Here is a 23,491-nt window from a genome sequence, read left to right on the forward strand (position 1 = left end):
CGGGTTCGTAGCCCATGAACGCGTTATAAAATTTAGTTCATTAAAGATTTGGTGTCAACCGGGATAGCGGGGCTCATGGTGCTTGCCATGAATACGCTTCTCAGGTAAGTACCTTTTGCAGAAGATGGCTTAGCCTTGATGATAGCGTTGATCAGCTCAGTGCTGTTCGCAGCGATCTTTTCGGGGCTGAAGCTTACCCGTCCGATAGAAGCGTGGATGATACCAGCTTTGTCTACCTTGAAGGCAATTTTACCACCTTTTACTTCATTTACTGCTGCAGCTACGTCGTTGGTAACTGTACCAGTCTTAGGGTTAGGCATCAGGTTACGGGGACCGAGGATCTTACCCAGTTTACCAATCTTAGGCATTACGGAAGGAGTAGCAACGATAACGTCTACATCTACCCAACCACCTTCGATCTTTTGGATGAATTCGTCCAGACCTACAAAGTCAGCGCCGGCTGCTTTCGCATCAGCTTCTTTGTCGGGGTTGCAAAGAACCAGTACACGTTTAGTTTTACCAGTGCCATGAGGCAGGGTAACGGTACCACGGATAGCCTGGTCGGCCTTCTTGGGATCAACACCCAGACGGATGTGCAGGTCTACAGAAGCATCAAATTTGGTAGTATTCACATCCTTTACGATTGTAGATGCTTCTTTGAGTGAATACACTTTGTTTTTATCGATCTTAGCGTCTACCGCTTTTCTTTTTTTAGGAATTGCCATTGTCATTCAGTTTTTAGGACGCCTCCGCAAGGATTGCAGAGACAGTGAAGAGATTAGTTTTCCCAGGGAGCTTTACCATCCACTGTAAGTCCCATACTACGGGCTGTACCAGCCACCATTTTCATAGCACTTTCCAGGGTAAAACAGTTCAGATCGGGCATTTTGTCTTTAGCAATAGCCTCAACCTGGTTCCAGTTCACTTTGCCTACCTTGTTACGGTTGGGCTCTTTAGAACCACTTTGCAACTTGGCAGCTTCCAATAACTGAACAGCAGCGGGGGGAGTTTTAATAACAAACTCGAAGGACTTGTCGGAGTAAACAGTGATCAAAACCGGGAGTACTTTGCCGATTTTGTCTTGAGTACGGGCATTGAACTGCTTACAGAATTCCATGATATTGATACCTTTGGAACCGAGAGCAGGACCGATAGGAGGCGCCGGATTGGCCTGACCGCCTTTTGCCTGTAGCTTTACGAAGCCGGTAATTTCTTTAGCCATTTTTAAATGATTTATTGGTTCAAACGACCTTTCGTGGCTGATTTGCCGCTACTCGATCTCCCAAATTCCTCTATCCCATTTCAGCATGGGACTTTAAAGAACTTATAATTGGGGTCGCAAAGGTATGAAAATTACAGTAAAAACCAAGCTTTTTCTGAATATGTGGGTAGCAGCAAAGTTAGGCACTGAAGGGGTTCCGGGCGTGCTTATTTTACCGTTAGCCTGGTTAAAATAATGCAGTTCAGGTTGTTCTCCGCTATCAAACTTCTTATGAATTTTTATTTTTTGAATTTTTCTCCGTAGCTTTTGCATTGAATTGCAACTTGCTGCAATGTATTTCACGAACAACTAAAAAAATATATCACACTATGGCCAAAGCAAAGAAAAAAACAGCTAAAAAAGCTGCTCCTAAAAAAAAGGCGGCCCCCAAGAAAAAGGCTGCTAAAAAAGTAGCTAAAAAGGCTCTGAAAAAAGTAACCAAGAAAAAGGCGGCTCCTAAAAAGAAAGCAGCCCCTAAGAAAAAAGCAGCTAAAAAAGCGGCCAAGAAAGCAGCTCCTAAAAAAGCAGCAAAAAAGGCAACTAAGAAAGCGGCTAAAAAGGCTGCCAAGAAAGCGCCTGCTAAAAAAGCGCCCGCTAAAAAGGCTCCTGCGAAGAAAGCACCAGCCAAGAAAAAAGCGGCGAAGAAAAAGCCAGCTCCAAAACCAGTAGTAGCACCAGCTCCTGTTGAAGAGGTAATCGAAGAAACAGTTGTCATCGAAGAGCCTACTTACAATGATGAGCCAGCTGCTGACATCGACGAGCCAGCCATCGATGATGAGCCTGCTGCTGACGACAACAATGACGATGACGATAATTAATAATATACTATCGCATTAAATAGTAAGCCTTCCTTTTAGCAGGGAAGGCTTTTTTATTGAGCGATGGTGTAAGTTGATATATGCTGAACGAGTTGTTTAATACAATAAAAAAAGCCACAATCAATGATTGTGGCTTTTTAATAAGTTGTGCCGGTATTAAGCTAATTTCTCTACCTGCATGTAGTTGAGCTCAACAGGTGTAGAACGGCCGAATATTTTCACGGTTACTTTCAGTTTCTTCTTCTCGTCGTTCACTTCTTCAATGATACCGTTGAAGTCGTTGAAAGGACCTTCGATGATCTTGATGGTTTCGCCAACGATGAATGGCTCGATCATGCTTACGCCACCCGCTTCTGCCATTTCATCCATTTTACCCAGCATCTTATTCACTTCCGCTTTGCGGAGAGCGATAGGATTTTCTTTACCGAGGAAATGGATAACGCTGGTAGTATTTTTGATGGCTTCGCGTAAATCGTCAGACAGTTTTCCTTCAATCACCTCAATCATTACGTAACCGGGATAGTAGTTCCTTTCCCGCATTACTTTCTTTCCATTCTGTACTTTATATACTTTCTCTACCGGAAGGAAAACCTGCTTTACTACCTCTCCCCATCCGCCACGGGAAATCTCCTTGTCCAGGTACTCCTTTACCTTGCGCTCTTTTCCACTCACCACGCGGAGCACATACCACTTAGTTTCCTGTTGTTGAATAGTTTGATTTTCCATTATTTGCTAAACAATGAATAGATGAATTTAAGGCCTGATTGGGCAGCGACGTCCATAACCCATACAACGCCTGTAATGATCAGGGTAGCCACCAGCACAATCATAGTAGATTGCTGCAGTTGCGCCCATGTAGGCCAGGTTACTTTTTCCACCAACTCCTTGTAGGACTCCTGGAAGTAGGTTGTTACTTTATTCATGCTAAAGTTATTTGCACGGGCACTAGGATTCGAACCCAGATCAAAGGTTTTGGAGACCCGTATGCTACCGTTGCACCATGCCCGTGTATTTTGTATTCACCCGACGCCTGACCAATTGATTATCAAGCTTATACGGGCTATGCAAAGAACTTCTTTTTTAGAACAAAGTACCTGAACCATAAGGTTCAGGTACTTTGCAAATATACATCTAAGCTTTCATTTTCAACCCTATAAAAGGGGAAATGAGGGCTTATTTTATGATATCGGTAACCTGACCAGCACCTACTGTACGACCACCCTCACGGATAGCGAACTTCAGACCTTTCTCCATCGCGATGGGTTGGATCAGTTTTACAGTCAGTGATGTGTTATCACCAGGCATAACCATTTCAGTACCAGCTGGCAGTTCGCACTCACCAGTTACGTCTGTAGTACGGAAATAGAACTGAGGACGGTATTTGTTGAAGAATGGAGTGTGACGACCACCTTCTTCTTTGCTCAGTACGTAAACTTCGCCTTTGAATTCAGTGTGCGGAGTGATAGAACCGGGCTTAACCAGTACCATACCACGACGAACCTGTGTTTTTTCAATACCGCGGAGCAACAGACCAGCGTTGTCACCAGCTTCACCCTGATCCAACAGTTTGCGGAACATTTCCACACCTGTTACAGTGGAGTTCAGGGGAGTTTCCATCAGACCTACGATCTCGATGGCTTCACCAACCTTGATACGACCACGCTCGATACGACCAGTAGCAACAGTACCACGACCAGTGATAGAGAATACGTCTTCCACACTCATCAGGAACGGTTGGTCAACAGGACGGGGAGGCAGAGGGATGTAAGTATCAACAGCATCCATCAGCTCGTCGATTTGCTTAACCCATTTTTCTTCGCCAGCGAGTGCGCCGGTAGCAGAACCCTTGATGATAGGTGTATTGTCACCGTCGAAGCCGTAGAAAGTCAACAGCTCACGGATTTCCATTTCCACCAGTTCCAGTAACTCTGGGTCATCAACCAGGTCAACTTTATTCATGAAAACCACCATACGGGGAACACCTACCTGACGAGCCAGCAGGATGTGCTCTTTTGTTTGGGGCATAGGACCGTCTGTAGCCGCCACAACCAGGATAGCGCCGTCCATTTGAGCAGCACCAGTGATCATATTCTTCACATAGTCAGCGTGACCAGGACAGTCAACGTGTGCATAGTGACGATTAGCCGTTTGGTACTCCACGTGTGCGGTATTGATGGTGATACCACGCTCTTTTTCTTCAGGAGCAGCATCAATTTCATCATACTTTTTCGCCTGTGCCATACCTCTTGAAGACAAGATAGTAGTGATAGCAGCAGTAAGGGTGGTTTTACCGTGGTCAATGTGACCGATGGTACCAACGTTAACGTGAGGTTTATCCCTCTTAAAGGTCTCTTTTGACATCGTTATCTGTTTTTAGTTGTGTGGTTTTACAATGTTTGTTTTTTATCATGTAGTCGGCACGATCGATGCTTACAGCACCTGTTGCGTCTCACATTTAAACTTCTTTCCCGTTTTGCGGGATCGTTCGCCTCAACCGGATGGCTTTTCCTTTACAAAAGCGATCATCCTGTTTTTACAATTTTAAAAGAACTGAGCCGTTAGTGAGAATCGAACTCACGACCTCTTCCCTACCAAGGAAGTGCTCTACCACTGAGCTACAACGGCCTATAGCCAGTCGGGAGTTCCAAGTACAGGGTCAGGAGTCGATTGCTGTACTTCAGACTACGTTCTCCGGACTTCGTACTGAAAAAGAGCGGGAGACGAGGCTCGAACTCGCCACCTATAGCTTGGAAGGCTATCGCTCTACCAAATGAGCTACTCCCGCTTAAAATAATCTATGTAAGATCTATCTAACCAAAATACCCGCCTTTGCATAATGCTACGGCAGGCGTATCAAGGTATTAGAAGTGGGCAGAAGAGGATTCGAACCTCTGAAGTCGAAAGACAGCGGATTTACAGTCCGCCCCATTTGGCCGCTCTGGAATCTGCCCTTGAAAACCCTGGATGGGGTGCGAAGCTACGATTGTTTCAGCTTCTTACCTTAATCCATCTTTAATTTTGAGCCACTTGTCGGAATCGAACCAACGACCTACTGATTACAAATCAGTTGCTCTACCAACTGAGCTAAAGTGGCGTTTTGCCTTTGACACACTTGAACCGAACCTTCGACCTTCCCGATGCAAATCAGGATGCTCTACCAACTGAGCTAAAGTGGCCTGTAAACGGTTGTTGAAGCCTTTAAAATAACCTGACATTCAACATCATAAAGAACTTCCCACTCACTCACAAAGACCCTGTTTATTTTTTGGGAAGGCAAAGGTAACTGAATTTGTTAAATACAAAAACTTTGTTCCAATTTTTTTTGCTTGTTTTCAACCCTTTGCGACCTTTTTCTGCTTTTGCTGGCATTAGCATCGCCAACAGATGCGGTCTTCCTTCTAATTCGGGCCGCAAGATATTGTTTTTATGATTCCGGAAGCAAACAGAATGAAATTATACCCGAAGAAATTATTCACGGGCTCTAAAAGAGGGCGCCAGCTATGATAAACGGGCTGGCTGCAACTAATAATCAATAGGTAAAATATGGGTTTGGTAGAGGATTAACCAGGGATTGATCAGGGATTGACCAGGGATTGACCAGGAACTGGGTCTCGACAAAGTCTCGATAAGGTCTCGGTAACGTCTCGGTAACGTCTCGAAAAGGTCTCGATAAGGGTGCTTTTTCAGGAGGACTGTTGAGGGACGATTGAGGAAAGAATGCTTATATGGCAGGACATAAAAAAAGCTGTCTCTATGTAGAGACAGCTTCAATGTTTTTAGGCTGCTTGCTTTTCTTTTTTTCTTTTAACCTGGTTTACCAGGGATTCCAGCGCATTGTCAAAAGATTCTTCGAATGATTTGGAAGATGCTTTTACGAAGAACTGGTATCGGGGTATCTGTACTCGTATTTCTGCGATTTTATCTTTGATGTTGTGCACTACATTATCCAGCTTTAGGAACACGTCTACCTTGATAATGCGGTCATGAAAGGTGTTAAGTTTTTGAAGTTTTTTGTTGACGTAATCTACCAGTTTTACATCGGGAGTAAAACGCACGGTCTGAATGTTGACGTTCATACAAATCGCATTTTAACTGTGAACAATAAATAAAGATCTTGTTGAGGAGTAAATAGTGTTACATAGGCGGGTTGCTTTGTACTCCTATGAAGTTAATACAGCATCTATTTTTTTCCAAATAAAATTTCCCGTTTGCAGCACTAAAATTATAACGTGTTTCACCATTAAATTGTTATGCTTTTCCGGGGTTTTATTACATAGATTATGTTAACAAAAGAAAGGGTTAATAATTGTTTCTAATCAACTTATAGTGTGTACCCAAAAGTGGGCTGTTTCCGAAGCAAAATCGTTGCCACTCAGGCCTTGGGATGCGCCTTTTTGTAGATGTCTTTCAGCTTCTCAATCGTGTTATGCGTATAGATTTGTGTAGCGGCAAGGCTCGAATGGCCCAGTAATTCTTTAACAGCATTGATATCAGCCCCATTATTCATGAGATGGGTAGCAAAGCTGTGCCTTAATACGTGTGGGCTCTTTTTATCGATAGTAGTAACTGTCTTTAGCCAGGTGTTTACCGATTGGTACACCGATCGCGGGTCCAGCTTCTTGCCTTTCCCACTTACCAGGAGGTAGGTGGTATCAGGCTCTTCAAATTCTTTCCTTTTGCGGCTCATATACTGCTGAATAGCCTTGATGAGATCGGGGCTTACGGGCACCAGGCGCTCTTTGTTGCCTTTTCCCAGTATTTTAAGCATATTTCCGCTTGCATTGACCTGGCTTTCTTTGAGGTTAACCAGCTCGGAGAGACGCATGCCGGTATTGTAAAAGATGGTCAATAAGAGCTTGTCGGTGTGCCCCTTCCAGGTATCGGGAAATTCCACTTCGCCCAACAGGGTGCCCATATCCTGCTGTTCTACATATTGGGGCAATCTTTTACTGACTTTAGGGGCAGTAACGCTGCTCATGGGCGTTTTGGCCAGGTTGCCCCTGCGTAAGTGGTATTTAAAGAAGGATTTGAGGGTCGATATTTTGCGGTTGATGCTGCGGGCGGAGTTCTTCTTCTCTTCTTTCAGGTACACCAGCCAGCTCCTGATAATGGGGGCCGACACGTCGGTGAGCACAGGTGTCTTCATATCCATGCTATTGATCAAAAACTCCGTAAATTCCTCTAAATCAGACTGGTAGGCTATAACTGTATTATCCGGGTACCTTTTTTCGAATTTCAGGTAGTCAATGAAAGGCTGAACAGCATTGTGGGTGGGTGCGACCATAATACGCCCGGATAGGTATAGAAATAAGAATAGCTCCAAAGTTAAGAACTTTGGAGCTATTTCAATATGCTATTCAGAATGAATGAATTATCCTTCGATCTGACCGCTGGCAATCTTCTGTTTGTAAACAGCTTTCAACACCTGGTTACGACGTCTTACAGACGGCTTGGTGTAAGATTGACGTTCTCTCAGTTGCAAGAGGATCTTCGCTTTTTCAAATTTCTTCTTGTACTTCTTGAGCGCTTTGTCAATATTTTCGCAATCTTTTGAATCGATAATCAGCATAATTATATACCTCCTTTAAAATGCTTTTGGGGCAGCAAAGATAGTCGTTTTTCCTAAACAGAACAAGATTTACCATTAAAAACCGATTTTTGTTACATGTTTACAGGCATTATTGAGGCCACAGGCCGGATTGAAGAAGTTTTACAGACAGGAACTAACCGCACTTTTTGGCTTTCCTCCCCTATTTCCGGGGAACTGAAGATCGATCAAAGCGTGTCGCATAGCGGGGTTTGTCTTACCGTAGAAGAAATAAAAGGTGATCGCTACCGCGTTACCGCCATAGCAGAAACCCTGGAAAAGACCAACCTGGGAACCTGGGAAACCGGCAACCTGGTGAATCTCGAAAGGTGTTTATCCTTCCAGGGCAGGCTGGACGGCCATATTGTGCAGGGGCATGTAGACGCCACGGCTGTGTGTGTTGGCAAAACTGACCGCAATGGTAGTTGGGAATTCAGGTTCCGTTTTCCGGATCAGTTTGCTACGCTGGTCATTGAAAAAGGCTCTATCAGCCTCAATGGTATCAGCCTCACTATTTTCGATGTTACTGAAAATGAGTTTTCCGTAGCTATTATTCCCTATACTTTCGAGTATACCAATATTAAACATATATCTTTAGACAGTCAGGTGAACCTGGAGTTTGATATGATCGGCAAATATGTGCAACGGATTGCCCGGTTCCAACGTTGAAAAACCAGTTTAAAGCCCAATTGCGATATCCAATATGAATTCAACACCTTCAGTGGCCATACTCATTCTTAATTGGAATACCAGTGCTTATTTGACAAGATTCCTGCCGTCTGTTCTCGATACTACCTACCCTAACAAAACGATCTATGTCATCGATAATTTCTCCAGCGATGATTCTATTGAAGTGCTGGAAAAGCATTTCCCCTCCGTGCATATTATCCGCATGCATGCCAATAAAGGGTATGCAAGCGGCTACAACTTAGCCCTGTCTCAAATTGAATCTGATTATTTCCTGTTGGTCAACTCCGATCTGGAAGTGACGCCTGGTTTTATTGAACCAGTTATCAAGCTGATGGAAACACAGGAGGATATTGCCATTTGCCAACCCAAATTGCGCTCGCTGGATGAGAAGCATATGTTTGAATATGCCGGCGCCTGCGGTGGCTGGATCGATAAGCTGGGTTTTCCTTTTGCACGCGGCCGGGTATTGCTCACTGTAGAGAAGGATAACGGGCAATATGATACCACTGCCCGGATATTCTGGGCCACTGGCGCCTGCATGTTCTTTAAGAAATCGGTATATGAAAAGATCGGCGGCTTTTATGACTATTACTACATGCACCAGGAGGATATCGATCTCTGCTGGCGGGCGCAGCATGCGGGTTATAAGATCTACGCCTGCCCCGAATCGGTAGTATTCCACATTGGTGGAGGCAGCTTGTCGTGGCAGAACCACCTTAAAACCTTTCTCACTTTCAGGAACAACTATATTTTGCTCACCCGCAACCTGCCTTTCCGGAGTCTGTTGCCTACTATCCTTCTTCGGCTGGTAATGGATGTGGGTGGTTGCTTTTATTTTCTCATAAAGGGCGATGCAGGCATCGCTAAAGCCATGTTCAAAGCCATCTTTGCTTACTTCTACTGGCTTATTTTTCATAGCAAGAAACGCACTTACCGTCCTCAGGGCTTTAAAAATTGCTATGGAATATTTAACGGTACAATTATAAAGCCGTATTTTTTCAGTGGAAAAAGGAAGTTTTCAGAGATTGTAGATGAAAATGTCTTCATTCAAAAACCAGTAAATGATATCCGGGCTGTTAAACAAGTTTAATGCTCTCAGAAAGGAAAAGCTCTTTAACGCGCCGCTATACAGATCGCAGCAGGAATATGCTTTTATTGGCGTGGGCATGCACAGCCTCAGCACGCTCTATCCCCTTCTCCAACATTTTGGCGTGACGCTGAAATACATCTGCACCAAAAATTCAGCACCGCCTCAGCAAATGGCCGCCCAGTTTCCCGGTTGCCGTTTCATTCATGACATCGATATCATCCTGAACGATAATAATCTTGCAGGTGTATTCCTGTGCACGAACGCAACTGCTCATTTTGGGCTTTTATCTCAACTGCTAAAAGCCGGCAAAGCCGTTTTTGTAGAGAAGCCACCTTGCGACAGCCTCGCGCAGCTCCATCAATTGATTCAGCTTAGTCCACAGGCCATATGCAAAGTAGGTTTGCAAAGAAGGTTCTGGCCTGCCAATAAGCATGTAGCCAGGAAAGCGAAAGGTGCCAGAAGTTATTTGTATAAATTTCATTTGGGGCCGCTCGTACAGGGAGATCCTTTTACCGAGCTGTTTATCCATCCACTGGATTATTGCAGTTTCCTGTTTGGCCCTTATACCCTCAAATCATTCTCCAGCCACAAAGACAATGCTGGTGTCTCCATCCAGCTCCACGTAACACATGAACATAATGTTTCAGGGCTTATTGATTTGTCTACTCACCATTCCTGGAACATGCCGGAAGACATTATACAGATCAATGGCGCCAATGAGTCTTTGACAGTGCAGTATCCTATCCTGGTAGAAGGTATTCAAAAACCCAAGCGGCTCCTGAACATACCCACAGAACGGCTCCTGCAGCAACCTGTAATCAGGAAGACCTATTTCTCTACCGGCAATTTGCTGGTGCCGGCCATCGATATGAATACACTGCAGTTACAAGGATTTTATCACGAACTCGAAGCCTTCATTCAACTGACTGAAGGTATGCCTGGAGCAGGCAAGGTGGTAAAGAACGACCTGCCGGGTCTTGAATCGGTGTATAAAGCAATAGAGGAGATCAGGCGCGGATAGATTTACTTTACGACCTGCTTATAGGTTAGCTTATCGTCATCATCCCACTTGTAATAGCCAAGCATTTTACCGGTAGCCCACTTCCCAAAATACTTCTCGAAGGTGCGATACAGTATGATATCGTATTTACGGTGATAGCTCACCCAGCATTGATTGCAGTTGTGGGAATAGAATTGTTGTTTTTTGGCATTCTCCGGGCCATTGAATATTTCATCGAGATTGGACGTGAATATATTGCCCAGTTTCACATCCAGATTCTGGCAAATAGGCACATCACCATTCGGTAATATCACTACGCTATCCAATATGCTATGGCAACGCAACCTCAATTGCCCTTTGGTCCAGTTTTGATACAGGTTGATGTAATCGTAATTCTCTCCAAACTCTTTTATGAGCAAGGGCGGCACACCTGCTTCTCCAGCAACTTCTTTTGCATCAATAGTTGTATCACTTGTCGTCCGCTCCCCTTTGTGTTCCTGCAGCTCTTTGGCTTTACGGTATGTCAGCAATTCTTTATTCTTATACTGTCCAAAACCGGAGTCCTTAGCATCGTCGATCGTATCGAAGAAGGGTATGTTGTTGTAAATGCCCACACGCAGGAAAACGCCATGCTCCCGGCAAAGCTCCGCCACATGTTCGAGGTCTTTAAAGTCGTTGTAGGGCGACAACGTAAACATGACAAATACCGGTAACTTATTCTTTAACCGGCTTATTACCTTCAACACATTCTCATACCCGTCTTTTCCCCGCATGTAGAGATAAGTATCCTTATCACCGTCTAATGAAATATACAGGCGATGCGGTTTGTATTTCTCTACAGCCTCAATAAGTTTATCCGGTTTCAGGCAATTGGAAAACAGGTCGAAATGAGGATGGTTCTCAGCAAACCAGCCTAAGATCTTATCCGCTTCAGGATGCAATAAAAATTCTCCGCCTTCCAGCCCCACCATGGTTGATGGCGTAACGCAGCGGCTCTGCATAATTTCCACGATCTTCTCGAAGGAGAGGTAGGCGGGTGGACGTTTTGCCCAAATGAGACAATGTTTACAGGCCGAATCGCACAGGTCGGTAGCATAGATCATAAGAGACGACAAGCGCTTACGCTGTGAGAACAGGTGATTATTGATGAAGTTGTACCCCCGCGTTATATAGTCGCTCTTATTAAACATGCCTGGTTTTGTCTTTTATCGGAATAACCTGACCAGTTTCCTGTTATTCCAATAGTATATGATATTGTCGTCTTTCTTTACTGTTGCAAGATACTCATTTTGGCCGCCCCTCACCTCAAAGCTATCAACATGATTATCAATCAGATAAGTAGCCGGATAGATAAACAGCCGGCCGCTCTCTTTGTTTACAGGTATGGTATCTTTTATAGTCAGGTATTCGGTTCTCTTCAAATAATGACTCACGGTAACGTTGGCTGTATCGACACCATATACAAGCAGTGAGTTGTAAAACCCATTCCTGAAAACAAACGCTCCTTCCAATTCTTCCGGGAGATTGATCAGCAGCATTTTCTTCCCATTTGCCTGCTGTATTTTCTCGTGTACCTCTTTTACGAGATCGGAGGCCTGCTCCCATCGTTTATTATTTGCTATCGTCAGGTAAATAGCACCTGCACTCAACAATGTTATTATACCCCATCTGTAACTGTTCTTCCTGATCAACACTATCAATAGAAAACCAAGCATCATACACAAAAAACAGGAAGGGAAATACAGCAGCCGGTCACCTTCTGTGGTCCTGGTGCTTACTCCAAAAAGAACAGGTATCAGGATAGCAATGAAAAATGCTATGGCCAGTTGAAGATACCTGTACCCTTCCGTTGTGGCTTTCCGCATTTTTCTGAATAACAAATAATGTACTAAGCCGATTGCAACTGTTACCACGGAGAACAATACCACCATGCGTTGTGAATTCTCCTCCGGCGGCAATACTGATCTTCCCAATGTTTTTAACCCAAGGCTCAGGTATTTGATCAGCTGGTTATTGACTACATGCTCGGAATAATTGTTGTATACAACGCCTGAAATAAGAAACCTCCATACGAGGTAAAACAATATAGCGCCTCCCCAGAATGCTGCTTCAGCCAGCAGCTTTTTCCATGGCTGCCCCTTTCTCCATTGCCAGGCAATAATGATCAGCGGCAACAGTAATATCGATTCATATGCATGTAATCCTATAAAGTATACGATAAAAGCTACCAGCTTTTTTTTCCAGGGCTGCCAATGGCCCAGCATAACATGTAATGCAATGAGTGCACACAAGCAGGCCAGCGATGACAAGCGGGCCGATAACCACACGATGCTTTCCGAATGAAAAGGATATACCAGGAACAATAATGCAGCAATGCCTGCAAATGTTGCCTGGGTTCTTTTTTCGAATACTTCAAAACGAAGTGCTACGCGGTACAATAGCCATACATTGACTGCATGTACCAGTACATTGAATATATAAAAACTGATGGCGTTCAGGCCGGAAAGGGAATAATTTAAATAGAAAGACAAGTCGATCAATGGACGCAGGAAATCTTTGAACAGGATATCTTTTCTAATAGTGATCCTATATAAAGAATCATAATCATCCGACAGGAAGGTATTGTTCAGGACCGGGTAATACAGCAGCATAGAAAATAATAATGATCCGGTAAAGACCAGTATGTTTTTGCTGGCTGTTCCAGGTCTTACCATATATTTTCCATTGTTTCTTTGGTGTACTCCATATTCCGGTCCTTAAAGTAGCTTGAACTACCCGGCTTTGCCTGAAATGCATTTTTACGGAATAATTTCGAGACAGCTGAGAGAGGATACAGGATAATGAAAAACACAATGCTCAGGAGTATTTTTCCGGTAATGTATCCCATTAAATGCCCAATCTTGTGCCAGGCCCAATGTATCTGGATCGCGAGAAAGGGTATGAACACGCCAATTACGCCCAACACAAAGGCGATGGTCAATAGGTATTTTTTCCCAAACAGCCAGTACAAAACGATACCGGCAAGGACCAATACCAGGATAGTTTCTGTACTTTTCTTTTTATCCATTTTTAAAATAAGGTATATATGAACGGGGCTATTGCCGACCCTCCACCTAATACTAACAGGATGCCCAACAACAGCAGTATGATAATGATGGGCGCCAGCCACCACTTTTTCCTTACTTTCAAAAATCCCCAGATGTCTTTTAAAAAGTCCATGGTTTCCAGTTTCAGTTTAAAACAAGGCTTGTATCTGCCGTGCTTTAATCCAGTTCAAATTCATTCTTCCAGTCTGCTTTTTCTGTCCACGCAGGCTGGTCTTTTTTGGGTATAATAAAATTTCCCATCACAAGATAGTCCATATCTGTTCGCATAAAGCACCGGTAAGCATCTTCCGGTGTATTTACTATCGGTTCACCGCGCACATTGAAACTGGTATTTACCATTACTGCATATCCTGTTTGCTGCTTCATCTGCTGCAGCAACTTCCAAAGGCGCGGGTTGGTTTGCTGGTGAACTGTTTGTATGCGTGCCGAGTAATCAACATGTGTAATAGCCGGCATATCGCTCCGTTGGAAATACAGTTTATCAAGTAATGTTTTGCTTTCAAATCCGGGTGGCAGGGGTAGCTGGCGTGTGGCTTTTACCGGCTTCACCAACAACATATAGGGTGATATTCCCTGATGTTCAAAATAGTTGCTTACCTCTTCGGCCAATACGATGGGGGCAAATGGCCTGAAGCCTTCCCGGTGTTTTATTTTGAGGTTGATCTTCTTTTGCATTTCCGGGTTGCGCGCGTCGGCCAGGATGCTTCTTGCCCCAAGTGCTCTTGGGCCGAATTCCATGCGCCCCTGGTGCCATCCTGTTACATTGCCTGCTGCTATCAAGGCTGCCACCTGCTGCAGCAAGTCTTCTTCTTTTTCAACATGGGTGAAGGTGGCTTGATACTTTTTGAGTGTCGTTACTATCTGTGTATCGGTAAAAGCTGTTCCCAGAAAAGCTCCTTTCAGGTTATCAGCATCCAGTGGTTTGATGGAACGCTCTTTGCCATAATAGATATGATAGGCAGCATAGGCAGCTCCCAAAGCACCACCCGCATCTCCGGCAGCAGGCTGTATGAACAGCTGTTTAAACAGGCCCGTTGTATCGAGCTTGCCATTGGCCACGCAATTCAATGCAACGCCACCTGCCATGCACAGATAATCGGCATTGGTGAGTCTTTTTGCTTCTCTTGCCAGGTTCATCACAGCTTCTTCCAACACCTGCTGTGCTGCCAGCGCCAGATCACAGTGGTGCTGCTCTATGGGCGCTTCGGCTACCCGCTTTGGAAATCCAAACAAGGCTTCCCATTTAGCATCTTTAACCATGCGCAGGCCCACTGCATAATTGAAATATGTCTGGTGGAGGAAAAGCGAGCCATCGTCCTTCAGATCGATCAGCTTGCTTTTTATAATTTCCTTATATCGTTTTACGCTGTCGCTTTTCTCGTCTCCATATGGGGCAAGCCCCATCAGCTTGTATTCACCGGAATTGACTTTAAATCCGCAGTAATAAGTGAATGCTGAATAGAATAAGCCCAGTGAATGAGGAAAGTCCAGTTCTTTAAGCACCCTGATCTTATTTCCTTCACCCAGGCAAATGGACAATGTAGCCCATTCTCCTACTCCATCGGTGGTTAGTATAGCGGCACGTTCATAAGCCGAAGCAAAAAAGGCGCTGGCTGCATGCGAAAGGTGATGTTCGGGAAATAAAAGCTTTACTTTCTTTTTGTCTACTTTTTCAATGCTGTTCAATCCGTCCCATAGTTGCTTTTTCAGGAATAGCTTCTCTTTCAGCCACACGGGCATCGATAGCATGAATGACTTTATTCCCCGGGGTGCATATGCGTAATACGTTTCAAGCAATCGTTCGAATTTCAGCAATGGCTTTTCGTAAAACACCACTGCATCCAGGTCATTGATCGAACAGCCTGCATATTCGAGGCAAAACCGTATAGCATGGACAGGAAAGGAGGCGTCATGCTTTTTACGGGTAAACCGTTCTTCCTGGGCTGCAGCAATAACTTCTCCATCCTGGATAATTGCTGCTGCAGCATCGTGGTAGTATGCGGAAATGCCTAAAATTGTCATATTAAAAAAAAGCTGCCTTTTCAGGCAGCTTCAAATATATCATAACTGGTTATAATTACCGCATCAGGTACATTTTTCCATACCCGTTGGTAAAGAACTTGTCAGTCTTGTCGTCCTTGTCCCTGAACTTCTCCATGGTCCTTCCATTCAGGCTGGTCACTACCCTGTACAGGTATACACCATTAGCCAGCTTTTGCCCGTATTGGTCGGTACCATCCCACTTGAACTCTGTGATATTTCTACCTATGCGCAATGGTCCCAACTCATTGATGGTTATTTCGCGCACGATCTTACCTGTCACTGTCAATACCTGTATTTTAATATTCTGCGGTATTTCGCTGCCGGTGATGGTAAATACAAAGGCGGTAGAGGTACTGAACGGATTCGGATAGTTCAGCAGGTTAGATATCATAGGCTTATTGATCACCTTAAATGATACCCTGTATTCAGTACCTGCTTTGTTTCCACTCCTGTCGCGTCCTTTCACGATCAGTTCATACAGATCGCCTTCAGCATTTGTCTGGTTGATGAAGGCTGGCGTAAAGTCAAGAATGGCCGAGTTGTCTGTCCCGTTGGTAGCCGGTGTAAACTTGAGCGTATCTCCATCAACCTTATATAAACGTGTTGTGTTATTGGGATACCTCACTTCAACTGAAGTCTGACTCGTATCATTCAGCAACAGGTGCTTAGCCTCATCCTTCAGTCTTATCTGGATATGCGGTTTTGCCGAAACGATATCATCGTTAAGGATATGTACACCATCAAATGTCACATCCAGGAACGGATTGGTATTATCGGCCCGGACATAGAAGTCACGATACAGGAAGTTATTAAAATGATATTGTTCTGGTTGTGTATTATCAGGGTTAACCTCTACATACAGTGTGTTGTGTCCTGCATATTCCTTTGAAGGAAGGTCCAGTTTTACTGTAAGCGTATCGCCTGAAACAAGCTTCTTCTGCTTGGGTATGGTAATGTTATGAGGCACATTGTTATTGTCGGTTACAACAACCTTTACGTTTAAGCTGTCAAAGTCATATTTACTGAAGTTTTTAAACGCAATAGCAAACTTGAATGGTTCACCCACTTCTACCGTATCCTTAACATCCAGGTATATATTGGCAGCCATGGCCCCTTCTGGCACCGGCTTATAATCCACACGCCAATAATCGAGCTGGTAAGGTGTTAGTTTGACCGAGTCAGCATTACGCATCTTCAACTTCATATAAGGGTAGTTGGCTGCATCCACTGACGACAGGTCAAGCTGCTTGGTGCTCTCATCCAATGTAAACAAAGTAAATTCCGAAAAAGTAGGCGTGATACCGATCACCTGGATATCCATCTGATCAGTGGAAGGGCTTTCGAGTGACTTTCCGCTCCAACGTACTTCTTTCCAGGAAGCGGCAGGACCAAACATGGGTGAGGTAACATATCCTACAGTATCCGGCGTATAACAATCCACCGACATCGTTATTTTTTCCGTAAGCTTATCGGTGTATTTATAGCGTGGTATAAATTTCTCGTTCTCACCTTTCTTATATACAAGCATCCATGCCCTGGCTCTATTGAGAGAATCAATATCTACAAAGCCTGCTTCCAATAATTTATGGTATAATGAATTGTCAGAACCATATAGCGCAGTATCTGCACGCCATGTAGCAGAGAGTGAATTGGGAATATTAGCATCAAAGCTCCGTACGATCACATACGATCCTTTCGGGATACTATCCATAAAGTCCATCATCAGCTTACGCTCGGCAGCTGTTAAATACTGGAACTCGAAGTTAAATCTTCTGGTAGCATAACAATTGGCATCGCGGCTACCGAATCGATGGAGATTATTATTATTCTCATCCACATTGCTCCAGGGCTTGAAGGTTACACTATCAATTACGTTAAATACGAGAGAATTACCTACACAGGCACTGCGGACGTGGCTGTTATCATCATTAATAGCCACTGAGAATTCAGGCTCCAGGTTACAGTTACCTGCACCGGTCTGGTAAATACAGTTGCGAACAAAGAGCTGGTTCTTTCTGAGACCGTATATCCACTTGCGTGTATTCTCATCTATATACATCCGTTCTATCTCGCTTTTTTCCTGCTGGAAAACATGCGACTGGTTGAATCCTTCCATATTATTTCTGAACATGAAAGATTGATTGGCCCATTGATAAGTTCCGCCACCAACAGGCACCGGTGCAATACGCCAATAATAAACAGAACTATCTTTGTAGTTAAGCTGCGGATCGAACTCAATGACACCGCCTGGTGCAGATATTGTTCTGGTCTTCTTATCAGCCGAGTTGAAATTTTCGGTGGTATCTATCTCAATAACATAATCTTTCGGTGTACTGAATGGGTTAGCCGTGGAGGCATACAATTTTTGTGCAGGGTCTTTCACCACTGAGAAATTATAGGGGAATGCCGGCCTGGCCTCATCCTGGTAGATGTTGATCGACTTAGTGGCTGTATTATTATCTTCCGCCGCCTCATCTATTGCCGACTCATCATCGACAGTCACCGTAAGAATATGTGTTCCCTTATCGCGCGTAGCAACAATGGGAACATTGATTGTCACTGAGTCGGTATAGCGAATAGGTTTTATTTTCTGCCGGAACAATACAGCCGAGCTACCGTTGGGGTATTGCTGTTTGATCAATACTACTACAGAATCACCGGTAGATCTTCCGAGGTTCACAAACCTTGCTTTCAATTCAAAATGGCTCTCTGCAATTGAAACGAATGCAGGATTAACCTTTATCAAAGATTCCTCCACTACATAGTCGGGCTTCTGGCTTGCATTGATACGCAAAACAGGGTCACCATGCAGGGTGATCTGTTCCATATGCAAACGTGTATAGAAGTCTCCGGCACCAGTAGCATTCTGCATCAGCTGGAAGGCGTCTCTTGAAGTTTCACCAAGTGTCTTATTGTAATCGATCTTGGATATCGATCCATACAGGTTGGTAAGGAAAAGGTTGAGGTAATTTACAATACCGAAGTGCGTACTTGCCACAAATGCGATACTACCTCTCTGCTTGGCCAATACGAATTTTTCCGACAGGGTTTCATTCGCTATTAACCGCTGTGGATAGTAGGTAAAGAAGTTACCGGCATTACAACCATTTACATAGAACACCGGGTATTTACCCTGGTTTTCATAACTCTGCGGATTATCGAGGTTGAATTCAAGCGTAGTAGCAGATGAGTGACCAAAATAGTTCAGGATACTGATACCTTCTTTAAACAAGCTGGCGATCTGATCTGAGATAGATTGTTCTGCAGTACCAGCGCTTACTTTACAGAAATTATAGGCTTTACCTCCAAACAGGGTGTCTTCAATAACCTGTTTGTACACCCCCATATAGTTACACAATACCGTTCCAAGATATGCTTCACTGGCACCGGTAACGTGCACTATGTTTTTCATCCATGCGCGTCCCGCGAGTGTATTGGGGGAGTTTTTCTGCGCACTTTCATATTCTTTTACTTTCTCCAGATAGTCTTCGATTTCTTTTCCATGAACTACCGATAACCGTCCGATAGGAGTAACAGGAACGGGGCTGCTAACAGTAGCCGAACTAAGCAGGTTGTCTGAAGCAGGTACACCAAACGTAGGTATAATGTTCAGTTTGTCTGCCACTTCTTCGAACTGATGAAAGCGGTAATCCACGTAAGTCATCCCACGTCCGATGAGGAATATATCTTCGAGGGGAGTAGCGCTCCAGTTTGCCCGCGCATAACGTATAAAGTTTCTTATGGAAAGCGGGTGCTTTTTAATCCCAAATGCAAACTGGTCCACCAGCTCGTCGATATCAGCTATCACCACTTTATGAGCACCTCCCACCTGTGACTCACGATATGCTTTATAATCGTTGACAGGATTATTGCCACTTGTGCCAACATATAGAGAAGAGTGGCTGACCACCATGTAATCACCCTGATTGGCAGTCAGTGCATAATTGATGAATGTTTTAGCTGTCAGTGAAGCGACAGTGGCTATATTACTGGCATCTTCACTTACCAATACGAGATCGCGGGCTACTGCTGAGCCAGGCAATGCGAACAGGATAGAACCGGGTGTAGTAGTGATATCTCCTACGTAGCGCTCACCCAATGCCATATCATACAACACTGGCTGTGTGCTTCCGTAGGTAAACTCTTTAATGGCCAGGAAATAACCTGCCGGCTTTGCAGGCAGTGTAAACGCGAAATTACTGGCAGAACCAAATTTGAACTCTCTTGGATAAGTGAGCTCGAACTCCGATATCACCATACGGTCTGTAGAAACCGGAGATCCATTGATAAATTGTATGGCAGCAGTACTACCTGCAATCTGACTTACAGGAACGGTAGCAGTTGTAACGAGGTCATTAAAGTAATCCATCACCGCATCCTTTACAACAACGCTGTTGATGGTAGCTTTCACTGTGCGCGGGTTCAGCGCATTGCCCGATGCACCAAATTTAAAGGTAGCATCCGGTCCGGCAGTATAGACTGAAAGACCGCTAAGCGTAGTAATGAATGTAGTAGCAGGATATACATCTCCACTTGACCAGTACTCACCACGATCGTAAGAAGACGAATAGAGGTATTCTTTAAGATCCACTGCAAAGCCCAGATTGATCCTATTTTTGAAATAGGTGGCAGCTGTATACATAAAATAAGGCTCCACCGGTGGCACAGGGCCCCCAACATTATTTACCACATCTACATACCTGCTTCCCGACTGATCGCTGTTGACACTTAAGAAATAAACGGCTGTATCTGTAAGAAGACTGGATTTGTCATTGTGTTGATAAGCCGGATCGCGATACATGGCCTTGTCGGGCTTACCATCATTGGGTTGGCCCCAAAACTCAAGGTATCCATTGGTGGGCAATGTGCCGGAAGCCACGGAAGAATAGAAGGGAACTTTTACTCCATTGCGCCACAGTTCAAAATTCTGCACCTGGGTAGTACCAAGATTGGCTGCATCCAAAACAGCTTTTGGAATACGCATCACTCCTTCCTTCGCTACTTTGAATTTATAATAAGTCTGATTAAACCTTATCCATTCGTTGTTGTATGACTGAGCAGCCACGGAAAAAGCAGCCAGCATTAACAACAGTGTAAAAATTCTCTTCATAGTTTGATGTTTCAGGTTTTCGATAGGATCAGGCAATTATTTTTTCTGTTTTTTCTTCAGGTCAAGCCTAAGTGAGAAAACATGGGTATACAACGGATTGGATTGATTGGCCAGGTTAGTAAAAGCATAATCAATCTGAACATCGGATATTTTAAACCCGGCACCTATGCTGGGCTGGTAGATCCATACTTTTTTCTGGTTGGTAATGTCGCCATCATCCAGTCCCTGCTGAAAATTGTTCACACCTCCACGTACAAAGAACACATCTTTCCAGGCCAGTTCAAGCCCTAACTTAGGATCAATGCTCATGACATCAGAACCCCAAACAGTGTTGCGTTTGCCATCAAAAGTGAGGTCAAGATTTGCTTCTGCCAGCAGGTTGAGCGTTTTGCTGATCTTAAAATTATAAGCACCCGCCAGTATCAGCCTGGGGGCGGTCAATTCTGTCGATTTAACAGGTATTTCGTTCTTGGTAGCAAAGAATACTTCTCTTTCACGTTCATTGAGGTTGAACGTCCATGCGTTGAACGTAGTTGTTACATCCCGCACGGTAGCACCCAACTGAAGGTTTTTGTTTTTATATTGAACCCCCAGGTCAAATCCAAAACCCCAGCCGGTAGCAAAATCACCTGCTTTCCGGTGGATCACTTTGGCATTGGCGCCAACACTTAAGCTTTTATTAGGATCATTCAGTTTTATAGGCTGAGCAAACGACAGTAGGAATGCATAATCTGCCGAAGAAAAGCTGGTAATGTTATTGTAGTTGATAGTGCCGTCTGCCTCTACGAGGAAGATGGTATTGGGGATGTCGTCGACCGCAAAGCGGAGTAATGACAGGGCCAGCACACGTTTGTTATCTTTCAGGGGGATGGCCAGGCTGCCGTAGTCGTACTTGCCAATGCCTGCAAAGTATTCCGCATGCATTAGGTTGAGCTGCGGCTGATCTTTCACATGCACCAGGCCGGCAGGGTTCCAGTAACCAGCTGTACCATCGTGCACACTGGCCACCTGGGCACTACCCATCGCCAATCCACGCGCACCTGCTCCAATATTCAGAAACTCATTCGAGTATTTCCGGAATTGCGCAAAAGATCTCGTTTGTGATGACAACATCACAAGGGTTACGACAACACATAAAACGCGCTTCATTATTCCAATTTTCGGGATAAGCAATTTCATTTACAAAGGTTATTTCATTAAGATATTGGCTGTACGTAACCTGAGGTCCAGTAGAATAGCTGAAAAATACTTCATTTCCGGCCGCTCTGAAACCCAACTTTGGCTAACGATTTTATAACGAAAATATTGCTTCCGTCCGGGTAAACCTCCCGTAATCCTTACATTTGCACAATTCATTGATTTACGGGTTAATGAGGGTAAGGACCCGCTGCTAAATACGGGATCGGAGCCTGATTGGTTTGCCCATGATGTCTTATTAATAAAGCAATACCCTTAGCCGTTCAATGTCAAAGATATATATATTATGAACCTAATAGAAGAATTACGTTGGAGAGGCATGCTCCAGGATATTATGCCGGGAACAGAAGATCAGCTCAAAAAAGAGATGACCACCGCTTATATTGGTTTCGACCCCACGGCCGATAGCCTTCATATTGGCAGCCTGGTACCTATTCTGCTGCTGGTACATCTGCAAAAGGCGGGGCATAAACCCATTGCCCTCGTAGGTGGCGCTACGGGCATGATCGGCGATCCCTCCATGAAAAGCGAAGAGCGTAACCTGTTGAGTGAAGAGCAGTTACAGATAAATGTGAATGGCATCCACAATCAGTTGGCCAAGTTCCTCAACTTTGATCCTTCCCTGCCCAATGCGGCAGAAATGACCAACAACTATGATTGGTTTAAGGATATATCTTTTATCCATTTCCTGCGCGATGTAGGTAAGCACCTCACCGTGAATTATATGATGGCCAAAGACAGTGTGAAGAAACGCATCGAGGGCGACACGGGTATCAGCTACACGGAATTCGCTTACCAGTTGATGCAGGGCTACGATTTTTACTGGCTCTATACCCACAAGAACTGCAAGCTCCAGATGGGCGGTAGCGACCAGTGGGGCAATATTACCACCGGCACTGAGCTGGTGCGCCGGAAAGCTGGCGGTGAAGCATTCGCATTCACCTGCCCGTTGATCACCAAGGCCGACGGTACCAAGTTTGGCAAAACAGAAAAAGGAAATGTCTGGCTGGACCCGGCTAAAACCACGCCGTATGATTTTTACCAGTTCTGGCTAAAAGCAACAGATGCTGATGCCGAGAAATGGATCAAGATCTTTACGTTCCTGACGCCCGAAGTGGTGGATGAATTAATGAGCAAACACCGGGAAGAAGGCGCAGCCAGGCACCTGCAAAAAACACTGGCCCGGGAAGTAACACTTTTCGTACACGGAGAAAAAGAGCTGGCCGAAGCAATGGCAACTACCGAAAAGATGTTTGCCAATCAAAACGCGCCGGCTGAATCGTTGAGCCTCGAAGACCTGGAAAACCTGAAAGGCCTGCAGAAATTCGATTACTCTGCCGATAAGATCAAGGAGGGGGTAGACGTAGTTACCTTCCTCGCAGAAGCAGGCATTTTCCCCAGCAAAGGCGAAGCCCGTAAAACAGTACAGGGCGGTGGTGTAAGCATTAACCGGAAGAAAGTGGATAGTATCCAGCTTACTATCGAAAGCAGCCTCCTGCTCCATGGGCAATATTTATTGGTGCAAAGAGGCAAAAGCAATTATTACCTGGTAAAAGCCAATTAATACATCCGGTAAACTGATTCATAA

General features: G+C 44.5%; 20 protein-coding genes and 5 tRNA genes. 5 read left to right on the forward strand and 20 right to left on the reverse strand.

The genetic code is table 11. The features are described from left to right. Positions 1-32 precede the first annotated feature (32 nt). Positions 33-725, reverse strand: coding sequence for a 50S ribosomal protein L1 (rplA, locus tag AC5JBY_RS25270; RefSeq protein ID WP_495907454.1), 693 nt, complete (start codon positions 723-725; stop codon positions 33-35). 53 nt (positions 726-778) lie between these two features. Next, positions 779-1,222: a 50S ribosomal protein L11 gene (rplK, locus tag AC5JBY_RS25275; RefSeq protein ID WP_495907455.1), complete on the reverse strand. Its 444-nt coding sequence runs from the start codon at positions 1,220-1,222 to the stop codon at positions 779-781. Positions 1,223-1,590: 368 nt separating this feature from the next. Here rplK and AC5JBY_RS25280 point away from each other — a divergent pair, with 368 nt between their 5' ends. After that, positions 1,591-2,079: a hypothetical protein gene (locus AC5JBY_RS25280; protein WP_495907456.1), complete on the forward strand. Its 489-nt coding sequence runs from the start codon at positions 1,591-1,593 to the stop codon at positions 2,077-2,079. 156 nt (positions 2,080-2,235) lie between these two features. On the opposite strand, the gene nusG is transcribed toward AC5JBY_RS25280, so the two are convergent. From nusG to rpsU, 11 genes are all read right to left on the reverse strand, one after another. Further along, positions 2,236-2,805 (reverse strand): transcription termination/antitermination protein NusG, encoded by a 570-nt coding sequence (nusG, locus tag AC5JBY_RS25285; RefSeq protein WP_315816825.1) that lies wholly within the window; start codon positions 2,803-2,805, stop codon positions 2,236-2,238. Further along, positions 2,805-3,002 (reverse strand): preprotein translocase subunit SecE, encoded by a 198-nt coding sequence (gene secE / locus AC5JBY_RS25290; RefSeq protein ID WP_495907457.1) that lies wholly within the window; start codon positions 3,000-3,002, stop codon positions 2,805-2,807. The genes nusG and secE overlap by 1 nt, the downstream gene beginning before the upstream one ends. 14 nt (positions 3,003-3,016) lie before the next feature. Beyond that, positions 3,017-3,087 (reverse strand) — tRNA-Trp (locus AC5JBY_RS25295). 165 nt (positions 3,088-3,252) lie between these two features. After that, complete coding sequence (gene tuf / locus AC5JBY_RS25300; protein ID WP_495907458.1) at positions 3,253-4,440, reverse strand: elongation factor Tu; 1,188 nt, start codon at positions 4,438-4,440, stop codon at positions 3,253-3,255. A 192-nt stretch (positions 4,441-4,632) separates the two neighbouring features. After that, a tRNA-Thr gene (locus AC5JBY_RS25305) sits at positions 4,633-4,704 on the reverse strand. 87 nt (positions 4,705-4,791) lie between these two features. Continuing rightward, a tRNA-Gly gene (locus AC5JBY_RS25310) sits at positions 4,792-4,864 on the reverse strand. A gap of 83 nt (positions 4,865-4,947) precedes the next feature. Further along, positions 4,948-5,030: transfer RNA gene (locus tag AC5JBY_RS25315), tRNA-Tyr, on the reverse strand. 70 nt (positions 5,031-5,100) lie between these two features. Beyond that, a tRNA-Thr gene (locus tag AC5JBY_RS25320) sits at positions 5,101-5,173 on the reverse strand. 682 nt (positions 5,174-5,855) lie between these two features. Continuing rightward, complete coding sequence (locus AC5JBY_RS25325) at positions 5,856-6,155, reverse strand: HPF/RaiA family ribosome-associated protein (protein ID WP_275828234.1); 300 nt, start codon at positions 6,153-6,155, stop codon at positions 5,856-5,858. A 296-nt stretch (positions 6,156-6,451) separates the two neighbouring features. After that, positions 6,452-7,363 (reverse strand): phage lytic cycle repressor MrpR family protein, encoded by a 912-nt coding sequence (locus AC5JBY_RS25330; RefSeq protein ID WP_495907459.1) that lies wholly within the window; start codon positions 7,361-7,363, stop codon positions 6,452-6,454. 87 nt (positions 7,364-7,450) lie between these two features. After that, on the reverse strand, positions 7,451-7,648 hold the full coding sequence (gene rpsU, locus AC5JBY_RS25335; RefSeq protein WP_167290227.1) for a 30S ribosomal protein S21: 198 nt from the start codon (positions 7,646-7,648) through the stop codon (positions 7,451-7,453). Between the two features lie 96 nt (positions 7,649-7,744). On the opposite strand from rpsU, the gene AC5JBY_RS25340 reads away from it, so the two are divergent. From AC5JBY_RS25340 to AC5JBY_RS25350, 3 genes are read left to right on the forward strand one after another with little or no spacing between them, the layout of a single operon-like run. Continuing rightward, complete coding sequence (locus AC5JBY_RS25340; RefSeq protein WP_495907460.1) at positions 7,745-8,335, forward strand: riboflavin synthase; 591 nt, start codon at positions 7,745-7,747, stop codon at positions 8,333-8,335. Between the two features lie 34 nt (positions 8,336-8,369). After that, positions 8,370-9,446 (forward strand): glycosyltransferase family 2 protein, encoded by a 1,077-nt coding sequence (locus AC5JBY_RS25345; protein ID WP_495907461.1) that lies wholly within the window; start codon positions 8,370-8,372, stop codon positions 9,444-9,446. Further along, positions 9,418-10,467, forward strand: coding sequence for a Gfo/Idh/MocA family protein (locus AC5JBY_RS25350; protein ID WP_495907462.1), 1,050 nt, complete (start codon positions 9,418-9,420; stop codon positions 10,465-10,467). The genes AC5JBY_RS25345 and AC5JBY_RS25350 overlap by 29 nt, the downstream gene beginning before the upstream one ends. Positions 10,468-10,469: 2 nt before the next feature. Here AC5JBY_RS25350 and AC5JBY_RS25355 read toward each other — a convergent pair whose 3' ends face one another. Genes AC5JBY_RS25355 through AC5JBY_RS25385 form a run of 7 tightly spaced genes read right to left on the reverse strand, consistent with a single transcriptional unit; the run spans position 10,470 to position 21,855 of the window. Beyond that, entirely contained in the window at positions 10,470-11,636 is a 1,167-nt protein-coding gene (locus AC5JBY_RS25355; RefSeq protein ID WP_495907463.1) for a radical SAM protein, read from the reverse strand. A 15-nt stretch (positions 11,637-11,651) separates the two neighbouring features. After that, positions 11,652-13,160, reverse strand: a complete 1,509-nt coding sequence (locus tag AC5JBY_RS25360) for a hypothetical protein (protein WP_495907464.1) — start codon at positions 13,158-13,160, stop codon at positions 11,652-11,654. Further along, positions 13,154-13,513, reverse strand: a complete 360-nt coding sequence (locus tag AC5JBY_RS25365; protein WP_495907465.1) for a hypothetical protein — start codon at positions 13,511-13,513, stop codon at positions 13,154-13,156. Before AC5JBY_RS25365 ends, AC5JBY_RS25360 begins: the two co-directional genes overlap by 7 nt. Positions 13,514-13,515: 2 nt before the next feature. Beyond that, complete coding sequence (locus AC5JBY_RS25370; protein ID WP_495907466.1) at positions 13,516-13,665, reverse strand: DUF5989 family protein; 150 nt, start codon at positions 13,663-13,665, stop codon at positions 13,516-13,518. Positions 13,666-13,709: 44 nt separating this feature from the next. Further along, entirely contained in the window at positions 13,710-15,575 is a 1,866-nt protein-coding gene (locus tag AC5JBY_RS25375) for a carbamoyltransferase family protein (RefSeq protein WP_495907467.1), read from the reverse strand. Between the two features lie 55 nt (positions 15,576-15,630). After that, the gene (gene porU2, locus AC5JBY_RS25380; RefSeq protein WP_495907468.1) at positions 15,631-20,706 is read right to left on the reverse strand and encodes a putative type IX secretion system sortase PorU2; all 5,076 of its coding nucleotides are present in this window, start codon (positions 20,704-20,706) and stop codon (positions 15,631-15,633) included. A 36-nt stretch (positions 20,707-20,742) separates the two neighbouring features. After that, positions 20,743-21,855, reverse strand: a complete 1,113-nt coding sequence (locus tag AC5JBY_RS25385) for a putative type IX sorting system protein PorV2 (protein WP_495907469.1) — start codon at positions 21,853-21,855, stop codon at positions 20,743-20,745. A 334-nt stretch (positions 21,856-22,189) separates the two neighbouring features. On the opposite strand from AC5JBY_RS25385, the gene tyrS reads away from it, so the two are divergent. Next, complete coding sequence (gene tyrS / locus AC5JBY_RS25390; protein ID WP_495907470.1) at positions 22,190-23,467, forward strand: tyrosine--tRNA ligase; 1,278 nt, start codon at positions 22,190-22,192, stop codon at positions 23,465-23,467. Positions 23,468-23,491: the final 24 nt, after the last annotated feature.

This window comes from Paraflavitalea sp. (assembly GCF_059502485.1).

Excerpts from the sequence above, each read along its gene's own strand:
- rplA (WP_495907454.1), bottom strand. The coding sequence starts at position 725 with ATGGCAATTCCTAAAAAAAGAAAAGCGGTAGACGCTAAGATCGATAAA.
- rplK (WP_495907455.1), bottom strand. The coding sequence starts at position 1,222 with ATGGCTAAAGAAATTACCGGCTTCGTAAAGCTACAGGCAAAAGGCGGT.
- AC5JBY_RS25280 (WP_495907456.1), top strand. The coding sequence starts at position 1,591 with ATGGCCAAAGCAAAGAAAAAAACAGCTAAAAAAGCTGCTCCTAAAAAA.
- nusG (WP_315816825.1), bottom strand. The coding sequence starts at position 2,805 with ATGGAAAATCAAACTATTCAACAACAGGAAACTAAGTGGTATGTGCTC.
- secE (WP_495907457.1), bottom strand. The coding sequence starts at position 3,002 with ATGAATAAAGTAACAACCTACTTCCAGGAGTCCTACAAGGAGTTGGTG.
- tuf (WP_495907458.1), bottom strand. The coding sequence starts at position 4,440 with ATGTCAAAAGAGACCTTTAAGAGGGATAAACCTCACGTTAACGTTGGT.
- AC5JBY_RS25325 (WP_275828234.1), bottom strand. The coding sequence starts at position 6,155 with ATGAACGTCAACATTCAGACCGTGCGTTTTACTCCCGATGTAAAACTG.
- AC5JBY_RS25330 (WP_495907459.1), bottom strand. The coding sequence starts at position 7,363 with ATGGTCGCACCCACCCACAATGCTGTTCAGCCTTTCATTGACTACCTG.
- rpsU (WP_167290227.1), bottom strand. The coding sequence starts at position 7,648 with ATGCTGATTATCGATTCAAAAGATTGCGAAAATATTGACAAAGCGCTC.
- AC5JBY_RS25340 (WP_495907460.1), top strand. The coding sequence starts at position 7,745 with ATGTTTACAGGCATTATTGAGGCCACAGGCCGGATTGAAGAAGTTTTA.
- AC5JBY_RS25345 (WP_495907461.1), top strand. The coding sequence starts at position 8,370 with ATGAATTCAACACCTTCAGTGGCCATACTCATTCTTAATTGGAATACC.
- AC5JBY_RS25350 (WP_495907462.1), top strand. The coding sequence starts at position 9,418 with ATGATATCCGGGCTGTTAAACAAGTTTAATGCTCTCAGAAAGGAAAAG.
- AC5JBY_RS25355 (WP_495907463.1), bottom strand. The coding sequence starts at position 11,636 with ATGTTTAATAAGAGCGACTATATAACGCGGGGGTACAACTTCATCAAT.
- AC5JBY_RS25360 (WP_495907464.1), bottom strand. The coding sequence starts at position 13,160 with ATGGTAAGACCTGGAACAGCCAGCAAAAACATACTGGTCTTTACCGGA.
- AC5JBY_RS25365 (WP_495907465.1), bottom strand. The coding sequence starts at position 13,513 with ATGGATAAAAAGAAAAGTACAGAAACTATCCTGGTATTGGTCCTTGCC.
- AC5JBY_RS25370 (WP_495907466.1), bottom strand. The coding sequence starts at position 13,665 with ATGGACTTTTTAAAAGACATCTGGGGATTTTTGAAAGTAAGGAAAAAG.
- AC5JBY_RS25375 (WP_495907467.1), bottom strand. The coding sequence starts at position 15,575 with ATGACAATTTTAGGCATTTCCGCATACTACCACGATGCTGCAGCAGCA.
- porU2 (WP_495907468.1), bottom strand. The coding sequence starts at position 20,706 with ATGAAGAGAATTTTTACACTGTTGTTAATGCTGGCTGCTTTTTCCGTG.
- AC5JBY_RS25385 (WP_495907469.1), bottom strand. The coding sequence starts at position 21,855 with ATGAAGCGCGTTTTATGTGTTGTCGTAACCCTTGTGATGTTGTCATCA.
- tyrS (WP_495907470.1), top strand. The coding sequence starts at position 22,190 with ATGAACCTAATAGAAGAATTACGTTGGAGAGGCATGCTCCAGGATATT.